General features: G+C 39.7%; 14 protein-coding genes. 7 read left to right on the top strand and 7 right to left on the bottom strand.

From position 1 onward, the window contains the following. The first annotated feature begins 347 nt into the window (after positions 1-347). Genes HZA77_15500 through HZA77_15490 form a run of 3 tightly spaced genes read left to right on the top strand, consistent with a single transcriptional unit; the run spans position 348 to position 5,115 of the window. Positions 348-3,452 (top strand): hypothetical protein, encoded by a 3,105-nt coding sequence (locus tag HZA77_15500; protein ID MBI5376839.1) that lies wholly within the window; start codon positions 348-350, stop codon positions 3,450-3,452. Positions 3,453-3,496: 44 nt separating this feature from the next. Then, positions 3,497-4,063: a hypothetical protein gene (locus tag HZA77_15495; protein ID MBI5376838.1), complete on the top strand. Its 567-nt coding sequence runs from the start codon at positions 3,497-3,499 to the stop codon at positions 4,061-4,063. Further along, the gene (locus tag HZA77_15490; GenBank protein MBI5376837.1) at positions 4,036-5,115 is read left to right on the top strand and encodes a hypothetical protein; all 1,080 of its coding nucleotides are present in this window, start codon (positions 4,036-4,038) and stop codon (positions 5,113-5,115) included. The genes HZA77_15495 and HZA77_15490 overlap by 28 nt, the downstream gene beginning before the upstream one ends. A gap of 80 nt (positions 5,116-5,195) precedes the next feature. On the opposite strand, the gene HZA77_15485 is transcribed toward HZA77_15490, so the two are convergent. From HZA77_15485 to HZA77_15475, 3 genes are all read right to left on the bottom strand, one after another. Then, positions 5,196-5,396 (bottom strand): cold-shock protein, encoded by a 201-nt coding sequence (locus HZA77_15485; GenBank protein ID MBI5376836.1) that lies wholly within the window; start codon positions 5,394-5,396, stop codon positions 5,196-5,198. Between the two features lie 195 nt (positions 5,397-5,591). After that, positions 5,592-6,062 (bottom strand): hypothetical protein, encoded by a 471-nt coding sequence (locus tag HZA77_15480; protein ID MBI5376835.1) that lies wholly within the window; start codon positions 6,060-6,062, stop codon positions 5,592-5,594. 145 nt (positions 6,063-6,207) lie between these two features. Continuing rightward, a complete protein-coding gene (locus HZA77_15475) occupies positions 6,208-8,331 on the bottom strand; it encodes a hypothetical protein (protein ID MBI5376834.1) in 2,124 nt (707 codons plus the stop codon). A 35-nt stretch (positions 8,332-8,366) separates the two neighbouring features. On the opposite strand from HZA77_15475, the gene HZA77_15470 reads away from it, so the two are divergent. Continuing rightward, the gene (locus tag HZA77_15470; GenBank protein MBI5376833.1) at positions 8,367-8,948 is read left to right on the top strand and encodes a dual specificity protein phosphatase family protein; all 582 of its coding nucleotides are present in this window, start codon (positions 8,367-8,369) and stop codon (positions 8,946-8,948) included. A gap of 25 nt (positions 8,949-8,973) precedes the next feature. On the opposite strand, the gene HZA77_15465 is transcribed toward HZA77_15470, so the two are convergent. Both HZA77_15465 and HZA77_15460 read right to left on the bottom strand, forming a co-directional pair. Beyond that, positions 8,974-9,684 (bottom strand): hypothetical protein, encoded by a 711-nt coding sequence (locus HZA77_15465; protein MBI5376832.1) that lies wholly within the window; start codon positions 9,682-9,684, stop codon positions 8,974-8,976. 117 nt (positions 9,685-9,801) lie between these two features. Then, entirely contained in the window at positions 9,802-10,239 is a 438-nt protein-coding gene (locus tag HZA77_15460) for a hypothetical protein (protein ID MBI5376831.1), read from the bottom strand. 246 nt (positions 10,240-10,485) lie between these two features. On the opposite strand from HZA77_15460, the gene HZA77_15455 reads away from it, so the two are divergent. From HZA77_15455 to HZA77_15445, 3 genes are all read left to right on the top strand, one after another. Next, the gene (locus HZA77_15455) at positions 10,486-11,226 is read left to right on the top strand and encodes a hypothetical protein (GenBank protein MBI5376830.1); all 741 of its coding nucleotides are present in this window, start codon (positions 10,486-10,488) and stop codon (positions 11,224-11,226) included. 95 nt (positions 11,227-11,321) lie between these two features. Beyond that, positions 11,322-14,942 carry an SBBP repeat-containing protein gene (locus tag HZA77_15450; GenBank protein MBI5376829.1) on the top strand — a complete coding sequence of 1,207 codons (3,621 nt, stop codon included), beginning with the start codon at positions 11,322-11,324 and terminating at the stop codon, positions 14,940-14,942. Between the two features lie 15 nt (positions 14,943-14,957). After that, positions 14,958-15,950, top strand: a complete 993-nt coding sequence (locus HZA77_15445; protein MBI5376828.1) for an endo alpha-1,4 polygalactosaminidase — start codon at positions 14,958-14,960, stop codon at positions 15,948-15,950. A gap of 35 nt (positions 15,951-15,985) precedes the next feature. Here the strand turns inward: HZA77_15445 and HZA77_15440 are convergent, their stop codons facing one another. Both HZA77_15440 and HZA77_15435 read right to left on the bottom strand, forming a co-directional pair. Continuing rightward, positions 15,986-17,203, bottom strand: a complete 1,218-nt coding sequence (locus HZA77_15440) for a glycosyltransferase family 4 protein (GenBank protein MBI5376827.1) — start codon at positions 17,201-17,203, stop codon at positions 15,986-15,988. Continuing rightward, entirely contained in the window at positions 17,200-18,702 is a 1,503-nt protein-coding gene (locus HZA77_15435) for a hypothetical protein (protein MBI5376826.1), read from the bottom strand. The genes HZA77_15440 and HZA77_15435 overlap by 4 nt, the downstream gene beginning before the upstream one ends. Between the last annotated feature and the right edge of the window lie 3 nt (positions 18,703-18,705).

Raw genomic sequence — 18,705 nt, 5'->3', positions numbered from 1 at the left:
ATAATATTGATAAAAAACAAATAGTTATAAAAATACTTTACATCTTGTTCAAACCATGGCATTTAAATTGCAATCTTAAAATAGATAAAAATACTATTGGAGCATTTTTTTATAACAACTTGATAAGATTATATGTTGAAAAAAGAATATAAACTAATTAAAGTAAAAAACGTCCTGAAGCTGAACAACTATTCCAAGAACCCATTCCAAATTCTCATGATCAACTTAGGAATATTATTCTTTTAGCTTTTGAATCGCCTTTGTAGCAAACATTGCCATATTGTTTTTTTAAAAAAACTATAATGAATTGTTTTCTATCTATTATTGGATTGACAGGAGGAAGGGGAATGAAAAAAGGGGGGGGATTTTTAAAACTATCATCAGTCATTTTATTTTTCGTAACTATAGCAGCTTGTGGAACAGGTGGCGGCGGAAACAGCAGTTCTGAAAAATCTTCCTCAACTAAGAGCCCGGAGAAAACCACAAAACAAAAATATCATGCCTCATTTAATGCAACCGTTGATATAGAGTCAGGCACAGTCACATTTGTATATAATGATGGGAAAACAAAACGTCGTGCAGCAAGAAAAAATGTAGAGTCTGATGCTGCTTTGGTTAGCGAATTACTAGACTGGGATCCCATAAAAAAAATTGTTAGCGGAAAAGTCCGTATTACAAATAAGTCATTAGAAACCTTCTATGCCACGCATGTTGTCATAACTTCTGTTACAGGCGGTGCCTCTGTTTACAATGAAAACGGTTACGACCCTGACGGAAAGCCTTACTTTGACCATGCACCTGGAGGAGAGAAAATATTACCTTCTATGTCGGGGTCATCAGTTGAGTGGAAGTTTGCAGACCCAATGGCAGTGAGCTTTAATTTCAGTGGAAAAATCTATGCAGATAACTGGCATCAGATTGCCGGTCCGGGAGTATCATTCGGATGGGACAATGCGACAGCTGAAGACGCAACTGATACAATAGATAACAGTTTTATACCAAGCCTGGAAGCTCTTAACGGCAAGATTTACACAATAGTAGGAAAACAGGATCATTCAAACAGAAATGAGGCTGGCAATCCCAGAAGCGGTGCCGAGGTATGGGAATATGATCCTACGTCAGGATCATTTACACAGGTAAATAGTGATGGTTGGGGAGGAAGCGAGGCATCTTACAATAAAATATACTACGACTGGGGGGGAGTTCAAACCGTTTACAATGGAAAACTTTATAATGGTACCGGTAAAAGTAATTTTCTTGGAGGTCAGGAAACTCCTATAAACAACGGCGGTGAAGTATGGAGATTTGATCCATCAGCAAATCCTAAATGGACTATGGTTTGGCAGGACACCGATGCAGATGGCATATACTCAATCTTTTCATTTGACGGCAGCATTTTTGCCGGTACATGTCAAACCGGGTACGGCCGTTCTTATAAAGGAAGCAAGCTTGATGCAGACCTTGCATGGTCTTCTACAGGTAATTCTGGTAGCTGGGTTTTTGTTATGACTGACGGTTTCGGTGATGTTGATCAATATGGTAATCCTACCGGAACTGCATTGCTTCAGGGGGGTTCCGGTACTATTGGCGGTTCAATACATGGATATGTTGGGAAAGGGTCTATCTCTAGCAAGCCCGGAGTAGTTCTTTATATTGCTGATACCAAAAATGGAGGCGGTGGCGGACGCCTCAAAAGCGACTGGACCAAGGCAATAGATTTTACATCAGATGACATAACAAAAACTATCAGCTCTGTTACGGCAGGCGCATCAGGAAGCAGTGAATACAGATGTGTAATTTCCGGCGGAGGTCTTATACCGCATGTTTATGCACACCACCTTGCATATGTAAAGCATGGAGGCATTGAATATACGGGCGTAATTGTTATGGATAATAATGCGACAGACGTTATAATCGGAGTAAGTAACTCTGTGTTCACGCCTGTTGCAGGGGACGTTATACGGCTGGGTTCCGGCGCTAATGAACGCGGCTGGGGGGAAACAGGAAATATGACAGCGTCCCATTTTGTGAATTTTTCACCATCATCTGAAGGCTCTCCAGGGACAACAAATCAGCTATGGGTATTTACCTCTAATCTTCCAATGGGTGTAGCTCCGTATATTAATGCCGGCGGCGAGATATTTACTCTTACTAATTTACAATACAATAATACAGCCGCTGATAATGATATAATTCGCCGTGTAGACAGTTTTACAGCTAATACTGATATTGGTTATCCGACTCCATCAACATCCGGAGGAGCAAACAAGGGTGGTACGGTCATCTCACCTAATTCTGCCTTTGCTGGTTTTGATACCGGTATTGATCCGACCGATCCACTTGATATTTTTGGAAGAGATGATTTTACGTTTTATCCGGGAAGCCATGAAGGTTGGATATATGTAGCAGTCCAGCCTTTCCTAAGAGTCGCTACAGGATGCCGAATCTATAAAACAGCGGATGGGATAAACTGGATTACGGTCACGACTGACAGCTTTGGGGACGATCAGCTTATTTTTAGAACATTCAAATCATCTGCCGGAAAGCTATATGCCGGTGGAAGCAGACAGATATTTGATGACAGCGTGTCTTCACATCCAACCAGCAGGTCACTTGGATCAATAACCGCATCAACTGCTAATTTCTATGAGGGGTCATACCTTTATCCAAGTCCTACAATATCATATCCTGAATCAGGAACTCTTTTGCTTGAAGCAAGGCGTCCTACTTCTGAACCTGTACTACCTTCTTATATTTATTATGAAAAAATCCAGTACACATCGAACAGGATTGCTACTTCAGCAACTTTGAATATGACTCTTCCATCAAACAATGGTTACCTGGGCAAACCATTATGGGCCACAGATACAGAAGTAGTGCTAAATGATATACCAGGCAACCTGGGACTTGATCCATCTAGAGGCGCGGTATGCATAGAAGGAGAAATAATTAACTACAACAGTGTCTCAGGAAGCACTCTTATAAATCTTACACGTGGTATATATTCTCCTGATTTTACCGGTGTTTTAAATCACTATAAAGGGTCACCTGCATTCAGATCAACCAGGCTTGGTTTGACAGAGACAGATCGACTGGATGGGAACGGGACTGTATATAGCATCGCGATAGGAGGAAACCCGACGCAGATTTCAAGCAGGAAAAATGATGCTGAGACTCTGATTCTGGTTGATAATGAAGAGATAAAATACACTCAGAGGACAGATGCGTCCGGCACAGTCAAAGATGATTCAACAGGCACACAGCTAAGAACACTAATAAGAGGATGCAACAGCACAAAATGGTCTGCTCATTCTCCGGGAACGGTAATATACAAACCAGGTTTTGCCGGCCTGACAAGAGGCGCGCTCGGAACCACTGCAACTAACTGGGGTGCAGGGGAAGATGCTCTGCTCATATCAGTTCCGCCAAGCGAACTATGGGCAACAGATTAATTAAACAAATTTATTTTTTAATATTGCTGGCGATTTTGCTGCTGATGTCAAACGCCGGACGTGCGTTTGCTGACACATATACCATAGATATAAAAGCTTATATTGACGGAGAAGATCAATTAATAATACATGATGGCACTTTGCAATGGCATCATCTTCAGGCAGCGGCAGTAGGCAGGCATTTGGGCGCTAACAAACCTACCATCATTTCTACTTCGCTCAATTGTGAAACCCAAATGGATTCTGTGAAATGGACTCCGACATGGCCTGAAGAACCGCCAGCAGAAATTCGCTATGAAGCATATTCTTCAGTGTTTTCTGAATTAACTCCATTGTTGCCGGACAGCAATTCCTATGTAACTCTGACAGATATTTCAAGCCGCGGCACTACAGTTATTTCTCAGGAGCCAAGCATTTCTAATGACTACACATTGATTATTGATTTTGATGATATTGCTGAATCAGGTTCTGCATTGTATCATGTAATGATACAGATGGAATCACCACCTCCTGATTATATAATCAATATTAAAGCATATATTGACGGGCGTGACCAACTGATAATACAGGATGGGACATTGCAGTGGCATCACCTGAAGTTCGCCGCGTAGGCAGGCATTTGGGCAACAATAAGCCTACTATTATTTCCACTTCGCTAAATGGTGAAAAACAAATGGACTCTGTAAAGTGGACCCCTGACTGGCCGGAAGAGCCGCCTGCAGAAATTCGTTACGAAGCATACTCTTCAGTGTTTTCAGGTTTTACTCCATCATTGCCAAATTATAATATGTCATACACTTTAAAACCAATTTCAAGCCGATCTTCTGCAAGTATTCACCGATTACCGAACATTACTAACGATTATAAGCTGATTATTGATTTTGATGATAATGCTGAGGGAGGATCTAAATGGTATGAAGTAATGGTACAGATAACTCCGCCGCCTCCTACCTTGGTTATCCTTAAATCATTTACTGCTGCCTCGGACCTACAAGGTAAAGAAATTCTTTTAGAATGGGATACTGCATCAGAAGATAAAAATCTCGGCTTCAATATCTTCCGCAGTGAAAACAACTTTGAGTGCGGGCCATATAAAAAAATAAATAAGAAGCGCATTGCTTCAAAGGGAAGTTCGTCTGAAGGTGCATCTTACAAATTCAAAGACAATACAGTTGAACCAGGCAAAACCTACTGGTATAAGCTTAAGGATATAGACACCGACAAAGTTGTTTCAGAGCACGGACCTGTTGAGGTTAAGGTGCCTTTCCCTTCTGTTCCAAGAACATATATTTCTTTTAAACTTGATGGCAAGCCCTATACTTTTACAAAAAATACAGGAGGCAGATTTATTTCATCCAAAGGTTATACAGAGCTTTTTGCTTCGGGCAAAAAGAAAATATTGATCACCTTTGAAGGGGAATCTGAAAGAAACTACCCAATAAGTGTAAGTTATCCCGACAATCGTATAACCATTTTATCTAAGGATACTGATAAAATATTATATTACACAACCTATCCGCGCGGGGAAATAAAAATAACACATTATGGCCGTGTAGGCGCCTATATTAAAGGGAAGTTCGAAGGAGTCCTTGTATCAAGTGAAAATCCTAATGAGCAGCACACAATCGAAGGTTCATTTAAAGTAAAAAGAGAGAACGACTAAAAAACCTGAAATGGTATTACAAAAAAAAGCGGCTGTATTTGAATACAACCGCCTTTTAGATACTCCAGAATTTGAATCTTCTACAGAACCTTTACATTAACTGCATTCGGTCCTTTTTGTCCTTCCTGAATCTCAAACTCTACTCTATCTCCCTCAGATAAAGACTTAAAACCGTCTTTCACGATGGCTTTAAAGTGCACAAAAACATCAGTGCCACCTTCATGAGAGATGAACCCGTAGCCTTTGCTTTCATTGAACCACTTAACTGTTCCTTGAATCATGAGCTTTCCTCCTTTCCTCAACTATTCAAGACAAGTTTCAGACTTGCCTTTATCACTAATCACCGCTGGCAAAATGAGGAAGAGCTCAACACTACTGCTGATATTCCCGTTTTCTTACAACCGATTGATTTATGATACATATAGTTTAATATAAATATACTGTATGTTCTTTTTGCAACAGATTGTCAAATGTAATTACAAACCCTCTACCAATTCCGGGTGCCTGACGAACCATTGATCATGCCAATGACATTTCTTTCGCGGGCATTTCCAATTGTCAATTTTTTCAATTTCTAATTTTATTATTTGCAGCTTAACCTTCCCGTTTTCCTTGTCATCCACTTCCCTCACTGCAGCAAGGCTCACGAGCCCTTCTATTATCAATGAACGGCAGCGTATATCCTTTTGAATCAATTCAGGCTGTTCGCGCCTTGAATCGTATATGACATAACAGGCTCTGCCGTTATCCTTTATACAATCTATCTTTCTCTGCCCGAGTTTCAGGCTTGACGCAAACAAAAGGCTTCTGCCGTTATAATAATGCTCCAGTGCAACACCGTAGGGTTTTTCGCCATCTTCAAGACAGAGGATGCCGACCTTGTTGGTATTGAACATCTCTTTAACTTCAGATTCCTCCATTGAACCTACTCCGCTGGTAACTGCCATAATTTCCCTCCATTAAAAATATTTAAACCACAGAGACCTTAGAGTTCTGAAAAAAAAACACAGAAAAATATTCTGCATCTTCATTATCACTTACTCTGTGAACTCAGTGGTAAAAACTTTTGCAAGAAACTCAACAAATTATTTTTTATAGAGCCTTATCTTTCAGTGGTTCAATAATCTCAATTAGATTTAGTCTCTTTAATGAGTCTTTTTTAAGGAGTCCGGTCTCCAAATCCCAGCCTCGAAGCTCATAGTATTCATTTTTTATTTTTTCAAACTCATCTTTATTCACTGCTTTACCTTTCCGCGAAATCACCTCGTTCCCTGATGCAGGGAGGAAAAGTCCGGGATTGCGCAGACCAAATCCATCAGCAACACGTTCTTCCCGCTCAACAAAGAAAAACTCCGGAAGGAAATCGTCTTCCCTCCCCTTTCTACCTTCTTTCAGGTGAATAGCGCGGCCAAGATTAAAAATCCGTTCACCTGTTCGGTTAAGCTCCTCTTCATTTATTTCTTTACCGGTTACTGCTGTGAGAAGCTGGCTCTCAAGCGACGGATCTCCAACATGGTCATCTGTGCTCGCATCATCATAGACCGGCCATGCAAAATCGCATAGTATAAGGGATTCCTTTGCATACTGACGGTTTTGTATCATCATTGATGCCAAAGCCTTCCCCTCATATGTTGAGAAATCAACAGACTTCTCACTTCCCCAGAATCTTTTTCCTATCTTTCTCAATACCTCAGTTGAAACATAGGATTTTTCTTCTTTTTGAGTATGCCAGTGAGCCCACTTAACCAATGGTTCCATTATCTCATGAAGTTCAGTTATGAAAGGCCTTGGTTCTGTAGCATAAATAAGCGCAGATTGAATAAAAAGTTTGGGGCTGTATGCTACGGCACGCCCTGTCTGCGTTAAAAATCCGCGGGTAATTTCACGCGATTCTTTTCCAACTATCTCTGAAGCCCTGAGAACACCCTCTGCAAGCACATTGCCAAAACCTTCTCTGTAGGAAATCTTCTTTACCAAAGCTTCATAGAACTCTATGCTTCCCATCTGAGAAACCGGAAGCTCAATATCTTTTTCAGTCAGGATTCCCCTTTCAAGGCATTTATCAAGCCAGAGGAGGAGAAAGACTGTTTCCATTACGCATAAAGAATAATCATTGCCGATGGTTGCAGCCATGAAGCTTGCATCTGTAGGAGAATCGTGGAGTCTCTTGTCCCAGAGGGAATAAAACATTCCTGTCTGACATTTGCGTATCCCTTCTACCCCTGAAGCCCTTTTTTGCAAAGACCTTGAACATCCCTGTGGGCAGCCATGACAGTGGACTTTCTTTACAACTTCAGTGCCGGGCATGGTTATTGGCACCTCTCTTATATCATAGTAACCTTCCCCTCTCATTATTCTTAATCTTTTCCGAATCATCGCAACTCTCTCTTCATCCGCTACAGGAACACTGTTTGTGCCGTTTACAGATATTGCTTTCAGGTTCTTTGAGCCCATTACAGAGCCGAAACCCATTGAAGCTGCTCCTGCCAGATCAGTGAAAATTATGCTGATACGGCTGAGGTTTTCGCCGCCTGGCCCGATGGAAAGAATACTTGTTTTTTCGCCAGTCTCTTTTCTTATCAGCTCACGGGTAATGCTGTTGGTAAGTCCCCATAGATGACCGGCATCTCTGATTTCAACTTTTTCGTTTTCAATGTTGAGATATACAGGGCTGTCAGCTTTTCCTTTGATTACTATTCCATCAAATCCTGCTTTTTTTAACTCAGCCGGGAAAATACCTCCAAGGCTGGCATGTGAAAACCCTTCAGGATATATGCATGGTGATTTACCGCAAACAGAAAGACGCGGGGCAGATGGGGCTTGTGTGGCAGTTAATGGACCTGTCATCAAGATAAGAGGATTGGCGGGGTCGAATGCGCTGAATCCGGAAGCGCTTTCATCCCAGTATATCTTTTCACCTATTCCTATTCCACCAAGAAATCTCCCATTGTATTCTTCAGTTGAAAGCGTACAAGTTTTTCTGCTGCTAAGGTCAACACTGAGAATCTTTCCGGTCCATCCGAATAAAGAACCCTTTGAAGTCCCATACGCTTTACCCATGACTGGCTTTCCCGCAAGGTAATAGTTATTTTCTGATTCAGAGAGATAACATGTAATTAAATTGCATACTGCAATTTCTTCATTTTTCAAAGGATATTTTATATCTATTATTAAAGTTTCAAATAAGCTATGATGAAAAAATATGGAAGTCGCCATCGAAAACTCATTTATAATAAGGTGTTAACTTGACTATGAGAAAAGTTTTTTTCAGTAAAAGAATAGCTTTTTACATCTCCGTAACCGTGCCAGTCATGTTCATTATTTTTGTCCTGTTAAGTTTATTAGGCAATGAGAAATTATCTTTTTCGAAACCGGGCAATTATTTCATAATCAAGGATAAGATCCTTAGCCGTTCCGCCCAGCCCAGCTTTCTTGGATTCATGTTTCTCAGGGTTAATGGGGTAAAATCAATCATTAATCTCCGGGAAGAGGAAGATGACAGCGAACATGGTATAAATTTTCTTGGGTTTAACAATTATTTAAATATAAAAATTAAAGACTATTCTGTCCCTACAGATGACCAAATAATCGCATTTTTAAATTTTGTGACAAACCCTGAAAACCAACCCGTTCATGTGCACTGCCGCTCCGGAAAAGGAAGAGCGGGGTTAATGGAAGTAATATATCGTTATTCCGTTGATGGAAGCCCTATTCGAAAATCAATAAACCTGACACGACGACATCATAAAATCTCAGATACACAGATAGAATGGTTATTACAATGGGCTTCTAACAAAAAGCCCCAATGGTTTTCTTTGCGGCAGAATATATAAGGTTTCTCTGTATACCATTTCTCTTTTACTTAAAATACGCTTCAAAAAATGATTCAATCTCTTTTGTCTTTTCCTTTGTCACTGCCATATTGATATTGCTTGTAAAGAAATCGAGCCTTACAAGAGCGTTGAGTGATGCGTCGCGGACCTTGATTCCTGTAAGCCTCCGGCATATGCTGTCATTCACTATGTGTACATCATCATAGATCTTTGCAAGATTTTTAAGTTCCCAGTCAGGTTCCTTCCCATTCTTTTGCACGAAATATTGTGCAGTAAGATACATCGATATTGCGCGGTATTTTGTTTCCTCTATGCTTGCAAAGGGAAGATGAAAACGTACCATTGGTTTAAGTTTTTCCATAATAGGGCACCCGCAGGTCACCATATATATTCCTATAAGAGAGCTTATTGCCTGCTGAAGAGTCGTATGCTTAAGGTATCCTCTTTCAGCGCACTCAATTATAATATCAGTTTCATCATACGACATGGATTCCCTGAAAAACTCCACTATGTCAATAAGGCTTGCAGATACCGGACAGTATTTATGTTTTTTTTCATCAAGGGAGCAGTTGGGACATCTTTGATAAGTAAGTTCAGTCCATTCAGGGTTATCTCTCTTTTCAATACGAATCAGATTCAGCGTTTTCGCATCAAGCTTTACTACGAATTCTTTTTTAGACCTGTCAGCAAATTCAAATTTATAAATATAGGAAATGTTTCTTGATAGCTCATCCATAATATTTTTTATGAATCCCTAAAAAAAAGAAAAGGAAATTGAAACTTGACTATAAATTTCATTTTGTATTTTATCAACCAAATAGGAATAAATGGTAATTATTTTCTTTAGATTGTCTCAGGAAACTTCCTGCAACTCTGACTTTGAGAGTTCAAGCTTTGCTTTTACAAGTTTTTTGTAATAGCGCTCAATCTTTGAAATATCTTTTGACTGAATAGCCTTTAAAAGGTCACCCTCTATTTCCATTACTTCGAGCCTTTTATAGTAATCAAGTGATTCCTTGAGGTGGGCAATGACTATCTTTCCGGTAAGAATGGGATGGTTATTGGTAACATTGGCATCCGAATACCTTATCCCATGTTCAAGCTCTACTTCGAGCCCTTCTGCAAAATCATCAGCATTTATCTTCATCCCTTCAACATTGACTTCTGATAATATAAGCCTTGCTTCTTCCTTTAAAACTTTCGGGGCAGTCAACTCGGTCCAGTCTCTGATTTTCAGCTCATCGCAAACCCGTTTCACTTCTTTAGTTGTTATGTATTCCTGGTGCTTCATGATTTCCTCCATCGATATAAGATTAAAAGCAATAAAAGACTAAAAGAATGAATAATATTTTTTATTGTTCTACTTTATAATTGATAATGAAAAAAATTCAATGAAACAAATTGATTGGCAGAAAATATTTCAGATGTGGAATGAATTCATAAAGAAAATTTCATCTATTGATAATTCCATTAAAAAGTATACTGTTTGGTGAAATTAATAATGCTGAATTAACCTTATTGTTCGCAAATAACTAATATGAAAAAACTGAGCTGGCAGGTAATAGCAGGCATCTCTCTGCTGTTGCTATCGATAATCACTTATCTTATAGATTATGCCATATTCGGGAATGCCCATGATATTTTCTTTTATCTTATACTGGATATAGGATTTGTTCCCATACAGGTTCTGTTAATCACCCTCATTATCCAACGCCTTCTGGAAACAAGGGAAAAACAGGCAAGACTCGAAAAGCTTAATATGGTTATTGGAGCTTTCTTCAGCGAAGTTGGGACAAGGCTTCTCACCTCCTTTTCAGATTATGATCCAAGTCTTGATAAAATCAGAAAAGAGCTCATGGTCAATAACAACTGGGATGCCGGGGCATTCACGAACGTAACTATGCGCCTTAAAAGTTATAATTATACTATCGATATCAGAAAGGTTCATTTGCCTGAGCTGAGGACATTTCTTGTGGCAAAGAGGAACTTTCTTCTCGGTCTTCTTGAAAATTCATCTCTTCTTGAACATGAATCATTTACTGACCAGTTGTGGGCTGTATTCCATCTTACCGAAGAGCTTGAAAATAGAACCGATTTTTCAAACCTTCCTGAATCAGATCTTGAACACATAGCCGGAGATATAAAACGGGCATATGCACTGCTTGTACACGAATGGCTTGCGTATATGCAGCACATGAAGGACAACTATCCCTATCTTTTTTCCCTTGCCATGAGAACAAATCCCTTTGATCAGAACGCATCAGCCATAGTTACGTAACCGGTAACTTTTGATACAGAGCTATTTTTGACAGACATGTTAAGTAAACAAAAAAAGCCATATAATAAATGAAAGGATTTTTTATGAGCAACTTAATGAAAATTAAATATTTGAAGGTTTTATTTGCAATCATCTTATTGCTTCCGTTCTATTCATTTGCTTCCGCAAAAACAAATGAAGATTCTAAGCAAAATATAATATCCAGTGCCGGCAAGATATCAATACCATTCATAGAAAATCAGGGACAGATGGATAAGAAGGTGAAGTTTTATGCCAACACCTTTGCTGGAAATGTGTTTATTACAGATAAGGCTGACATAGTCTATTCTCTTACGAAGAGAGATTCCTTAAATAGCGTAGAACATGCAAATTTAAAAGAAAGCCTCATTGGAAGAAATAGCGTTGATATTCACGGAGAAGAGAAATCATCTTCAATGGTAAACTATTTTGTGGGAAACAGCAGCAACTGGAAGAACAACATTTCAAGTTACAACACTGTGGCTCTTGGTGAGGTTTATGACGGCATACATCTTAATCTTAAAGCTTACGGAAAAAATGTTGAAAAACTTTTTGTAGTTGACCCGTGCGGGAAAATCTCAGATATACGTGTCATGGTTGAAGGCGCTGATGGACTGACTGTAAATGAATCCGGCGAGCTCGAGGTTAAAACAGAGCTTGGAACGGCAAAATTCACTAAGCCTGTTGCCTATCAGGATATTCGCGGGGAAAAGAATTATATTCAAGCCAGTTATAACGTCAGTGATGATAATTTAACTTATGGATTCAAAGTCGCATCATATAACCATGATTATCCGGTAATAATCGACCCGCTTCTTGCATCAACCTTCTTGGGCGGAACAAATGAGGATGTTATATTCGGCATAGCTTTCGGGCAGAATGGCGAAGTTTATGTGACAGGCAGCAGCAAGTCCTATTACAATCCTGAAGATTTTCCAACAACAGAAGGTGCTTACGATACCACAATTAATGGCGGTTCTAATGTCTTTATATCAAAATTTGACAGCGGACTTACCACTCTTTCAGCATCGACTTTTCTTGGCGGTTCAGTCGGAGACGCACCTTCTGATATTAAAATAGACTCAAACGGAAATGTGATTGTATACGGATATTCAACTTCATCTGATTTTCCTACGACCGTAGGAGCTTATAATAGAACTTACAAAGGTGGAAGCGCAGGAGATCTTTTTGTATCAATGTTTGACGTTGATTTGTCTTCTTTGCTAGCATCAACTTTCCTTGGTGGAAGCGGAAACGACCAGCCTTATACAATGTCATTGGATTCATCCGACAACATAATAATATGCGGACAGACAGCATCTTCTGATTTTCAAACAACTGCCACGGCATATTCAAAATCACTGCATGGCGTAACCGACGGTTACATTGCAAAATTCAACAACGATCTCACTTCACTTCTTGCATCTACCTTCATTGGAGGTAGTTCCGCAGATTACTTGGAAGGGCATGCTACCGACTCTTCAGGCAACATCTTCGTGGTAGGATATACATACTCTTCCAATTATCCGACCACAACCGGAGTATACAACCAGACATTGCACGGGAGCACTGACATATTTATATCAAAGCTCAACAGCACTCTTTCCTCATTAGTCGCTTCAACACTTATCGGAGGAACCAGCGGAGAAGACGGGAACGTTTCGCCTTCAACAGCTATTGCCATAGATACATCCGACAATGTTTATGTCACCGGAGTTACCGGCTCTTCCAACTATCCGACAACCACTGGGGCTTATGATGAAACAAGCAACTCCTATGGACCTTTTGTCTCAAAGCTGAGCAACGATCTTACAACACTCACGGCTTCAACTTATCTTGGAAGCAATGCAGACGGGCAATTTTTAAAGTTCGATTCAGACGGAAATCTTTTCATATCAGGTTACGCTAATGACGACAACTTCCCTACCACAGCAGGAGCGTTTAGCGGGACATTCGGAGGAAGCTCTGATATTTTTATCTCAAAGATGAACAGCGATTTGACATCACTATTGGCTTCTACATATCTGGGCGGTTCAAGCTGGGATTTTCCCAAAAAATTAGCTATAGACTCTTTCAGGAATATTTACTCTATTGGATACACATCATCATCAGACTTTCCTACATCCACCAGCGCTTATGACACGACTCAAAATGAAAGTGTTGACGGTTTTATTGCAAAGCTCGACAATAACCTTTCAAAAACACCTCCTGTTGCAAATGCAGGCCCTGACCAGACAATTCAAGAAGAATTATTGGTCACTCTTGATGGAACAGCATCGAGCGATACTGACGGCACAATAGCCTCCTATTCATGGTCTCAGGCTGGTGGAGTGTCAGTCAGCCTCTCAGATGATACTGCATCACAGCCGACATTTACTGCTCCTTCGATAGATACTCCTGAAGAAGTTCTGACATTTACCCTCACAGTAACTGATAATGATGGCCTTCAGAATACAGACAGCGTTGTTATAACAGTCACTGACTCAGTTCCTGTTCCTCCTGTTGCAAATGCCGGTCCTGACCAGACGGTCAATGAAGAGGCTCTTGTTCAGCTTGACGGAACAGCTTCAAGCGACAGCGACGGTACAATATCATCTTACTTATGGTCTCAGACAGGAGGAATATTGGTTACACTTTCTGACGACTCTGCGTCACAACCGACATTCACTTCTCCGGCAATAACCAACACCGAGGAAGTCCTTACCTTTACACTTACAGTAACTGATAATGACGCGCTTCAGAGCTCTGACAGTGTTGTTATAACAGTTACAAACCTTGCCATATTACCTGTTGCGAATGCCGGAACTGACCAGACAGTTAATGAAGAGACTCTTGTTGAGCTTGACGGAACAGCTTCAAGCGACAGCGACGGTACAATATCATCTTACTTATGGTCTCAGACAGGAGGAATATCGGTTACACTTTCTGACGACTCTGCGTCACAACCGACATTCACTGCTCCGGCAATAAGCAATGCTGAAGAGGTCTTCACATTCACTCTTACAGTAACTGATAATGACGGGCTTCAGAGCTCTGACAACGTTGTTGTCACTGTAACAAATGTATGTACCTATACAATCTCATCTGAAACATCTTCATTTTCCTCTTCCGGAGGTAATGGGAGTGCAACTTTAACTACATCCGAAGGATGTGATTGGACTGCCCTGTCCGATTTTGACTGGATAACTATTACTTCAGGAGACAGCGGAAGCGGATCAGGAGTCATTTCATTTACAGTATCAGCAAACAGCGGGACAGAACAGCGTGATGGAAACATAACAGCAGGCGGGCAGACACAGAATATTTCACAGCAGGGAGCAACTCCTCCTGAAAATTCACCTGATCTTAAAGTAAACACAGTCGTTGCTTCTCCCAACAAGATTAAATCCGGGAAAAAAGCCACTATAAAGGCAACAATTAAAAACATCGGAAAAAAGAGCGCCGCTGCTTCTACTGTTTTTTTCTATCTTTCATCAAATAATAATACCGAATCTGTTGATGGAGATATTTTGCTAGGGAAAAAATCTGTTAAATTACTTGGCAAAAATAAAAGTACTCCTGTCAGCATTAAAGCAAAGATTAACACCAAGTCTGGAAAATATTTCATTAAAGTCAAGTGCGATGGAAACAATGTAGTGACAGAGTCTAATGAGAATAACAATATTGGTGTGTCAAGAGGAGTTTCAGTTACCAGATAATAGAATGATATTTTGATTAAAAAACATTTAATATTTATTGTAGTTTTTTTATCAGCCATTGCGATTCTTTCTGACAAGCAATTGTGCGGTGGTGCTTCATATTCCGCCAAACGCGACTACAGGGAGGAAATGCGTAAATTCGTAGAAACGATAAGTAGTCACGCTAAAGGAATAGATTCTTCATTCATTGTAATTCCCCAAAATGGCCAGGAACTGCTGACACTAAACGGCGAAGCTGATGGCGAAGTCGTCTCGGAATATATTTCTGCCATTGACGGCACGGGACGGGAAGATCTCTTCTACGGATATAAAAGGGACAATGCTGCTACACCTAAGCGCGAACGGAATTATATGCTCTCCTTTACAGAGCTTGCAGAAGATCAAAGCATACAAGTGCTTGCAATCGATTACTGCCGGAAAAAGTCTTTCGTTGATAAATCCTACTCAAATAATTTCGGCAAAGGCTACATATCGTTTGCAGCAGATCACAGAGAACTTGATAATATACCCATATATCCTGAAAAACCGTACAATGCCAATTCTCTGAATGTGGAATCATTGGCTGACGCAAGAAACTTCCTCTACATTATAAACCCGGGGAAATTTTCAGACAAAGGTGATTTTCTCAATAAGTTAAAACAGACTGACTACGACCTTATTGTAATTGACCTTTTCTTCAATGACGCAGAACTGACTTCTTCTGATGTTGAATCGTTAAAGATGAAATCAAGCGGCGGGAAGCGTCTTGTAATATGTTACATGAGTATAGGTGAAGCAGAAGACTACAGGTATTACTGGAAAAAATCATGGAAGAAAGACCCTCCAAAATGGCTTTCAAAAGAAAACCCTGACTGGCCAGGCAACTACAAGGTTCGCTATTGGAATAAGGACTGGCAGGGAGTAATATACGGTAATGAAAACTCTTATTTAACGAAGATACTCAATGCAGGCTTCGATGGAGTTTATCTCGACATCATTGATGCTTTTGAGTATTTCGAGAACAGATGAGATACCGCAAGTAGTTGTTTTTTTGTATATCTGATTTACATCAAGCTATTATACAGACTAATTATCCGCTCAATATGCAGGTCAGAATTAAATCTCTTTTCAACTTTATTTCTTCCAGCCATACCGTAGGATACAGCCAATTCTTTATGGTCAAGCAGATATTTAATCTTCTCTCTAAGCACATTTGAGTTTTGCGATTCAAACAGCAGACCGTCTTTTCCCTCATCTATAAGCTCAGGTATTCCTCCAATCCTGCTGCCAATAACGGCTTTCCCGCAGGCAAATGATTCGAAAAGGGCAAGTGGGCTGTTGTCATAACATCTCGAGGGGATAATTGTAAAAATAGAATTCCTTATGATCCCTTTAAGTTCATCACCGCTTTTATTGCCAAGGAATTCTACATTTGAAAGATTTTTTTCTTTTTTAATTTCTTCAAGCTTTTTCCTCTCTAAACCATCGCCTGCTATCAAAAGTCTTTCCTTCCATGTTGGATCAACAGAATTTATCAAAACATCAACTCCTTTTTCAGCGGATAGCCTACCAAAGTATAGATAATAATCAGAATATTCTTTCGATGGTTTGAAATCTTCAACACTTACGAAATTTGGGATATAAGCAAGCTTATCATCTCTTATAATTCCATAAGATTTGAACTTATCTATCATAAACCGGCTTGGGCAGATAAACCTGTCGGCAAGATTGTATATTCCGCTATTACGATGCACAAACATTTCTGCTGCTAATATAAGACTCCCAAAATATGAGCCTTTCACGCACTTTGATGAAACTGCATGCAGAAAATTTCCATTTGCACATAGTTCGCATGACTCACCATTATTTATAAAAAGGTATGACGGGCAAAGAAGCTTGAAATCATGAAGAGTCTGAACAACAGGAATCCCCTTTTTTTTTGCAACCGGTATTATTGATGGAGATATATGATGAGCTATATTATGGAGATGAATAATGTCCGGTTTAACTTTTTCAATAAGCGCGGTAAAGTTTTTTTTTGCTTCCCTTGAATATACTACCCTTACCGGAAGGCTGAGCTTCTGTTTGAAGGAAAGCTTACCCTGAAGGTTCAGATTAGATACAAAAAATTCAGAATAATCTGAGCTAACATTTCTTTCATCTTTCATGGAAAATGGGATTACTTCTATCCCCTTTTCTCTAAGGAGTCTGTTAAGCTCAAAATAATATCGCTCACTCCCTCCCTGCATGTAATAAAACTTATTTACAGCAATTACCTTCATGGACTTATGTCTTTCTCTTCCTCACTCTCTATCATGATCATTCTCTGGATCAAAGCACACATAAACCAGAAAATGTGCTGCATATAAATTACTTCAACAGGCCGTTCCGCAAAAGAAGATAAACAAAGGACAACAGACATTCCTATTCCACCTATGGCTACTCCTCCAAAGAAAGGATCTTTAATAACCTTGACTCCTGTTCTTAAAATCATGAATCCCTTGAAATATATAAAAATAAAAACGAAAAGTCCTATAATTCCCATTTCTGTTGAAATAACACTGATGTCAGGAGGAAATCTTTTCTTCTTAGTTTTCTGTATCGCTGTTCTATCAACGATATTTGCTTTATTGGAGAGCGGTACGTCAAAATACATCCCCGTATTGCTTAGATACATTCCGGGACCTACACCAACAAGTACCGAAGGAGATTCTTTCATCAATATATCAAGCCCGAGCTTATAGTTCTCCATACGTCCATAGCTTTTTTTCATCTCGAAGGTTTGATGATAGAGTTCCTTAGGTGATAATACACTCAGGTCTTCTGAATAGTACATACTACTTATGCCGCTGAAGAAAAAGAAACCTATCGCAATAGCTATGACCATGGATGCGACAACGTAGGACTTCAGCAATTCGAAAACTCCCTTAATATCCTGATGAACTATAAAAAAAAGCCCTACCGGGAAAAAATAGATTGCAGACCTTCCTGATGCAGTGAAAAAAGAAATCATATACCAGAAAAAAAGAGGAAGATATGTTTTAAGCTTCTCCGGCATTTTTTTCATAATTCCAACTGTAATGCACATAAGCATTGCTTCGTACAAAGCAAGGAGATTTGTACCGCCTTCAAATGTCCCAATCGCATAATCACCATACGATGTATCTATATCAGGTGACATAAAAAGCATTAACGAAGATACCGTCTGCCCCATTGAAATGAACAGAAAGAACTTCATTAAATTATTCAAAAAAACCTTATCCGGTTCAAGCTGTACAATTGCATAATATAGAAGAGCAAACTGCGCAAATGTCCGGATGTTCACCACTGCAATCTCAGGCGAAGTGAAGTTTGCGACAGCAGAAGCTAATGTTGCTACACCGAGAAGCAGCAGGGGACCATCCATGGGTGTTCTGATGAAAGGTTTTTTCTGCGAAATTATTGTAACCATCCACTTAATTGTAAGCAACGCGAGAAGAGCGCTGTCAAGATAGCGAAAATTACCGGTTAAAATATAAAACCTTTTACCTCCCCACTGAACTCCTCCTGTTATAAGATTTCTTAAAGGTATCCATAAAGTGAGCATATAAATACAAAGCCTTGGGTTGTAATAAAGAAAGACCATGAGAACTATTACCGGGATTACTACAAAAATATCATAGACTCCTCTCGGAAACATTACCGTGTTTCGATAGATATAGACCATAAATATTGCAAGAAGGAGAAGCAATCCATTCCTGTAAAAGAAAATTCTTTTTATCTCACGCTTTAATATTCCCATTTT

Source organism: Candidatus Schekmanbacteria bacterium, assembly GCA_016219965.1.
Classification (GTDB): domain Bacteria; phylum Schekmanbacteria; class GWA2-38-11; order GWA2-38-11; family J061; genus JACRJM01.
This window is presented reverse-complemented; position numbering and strand designations above follow the sequence as displayed.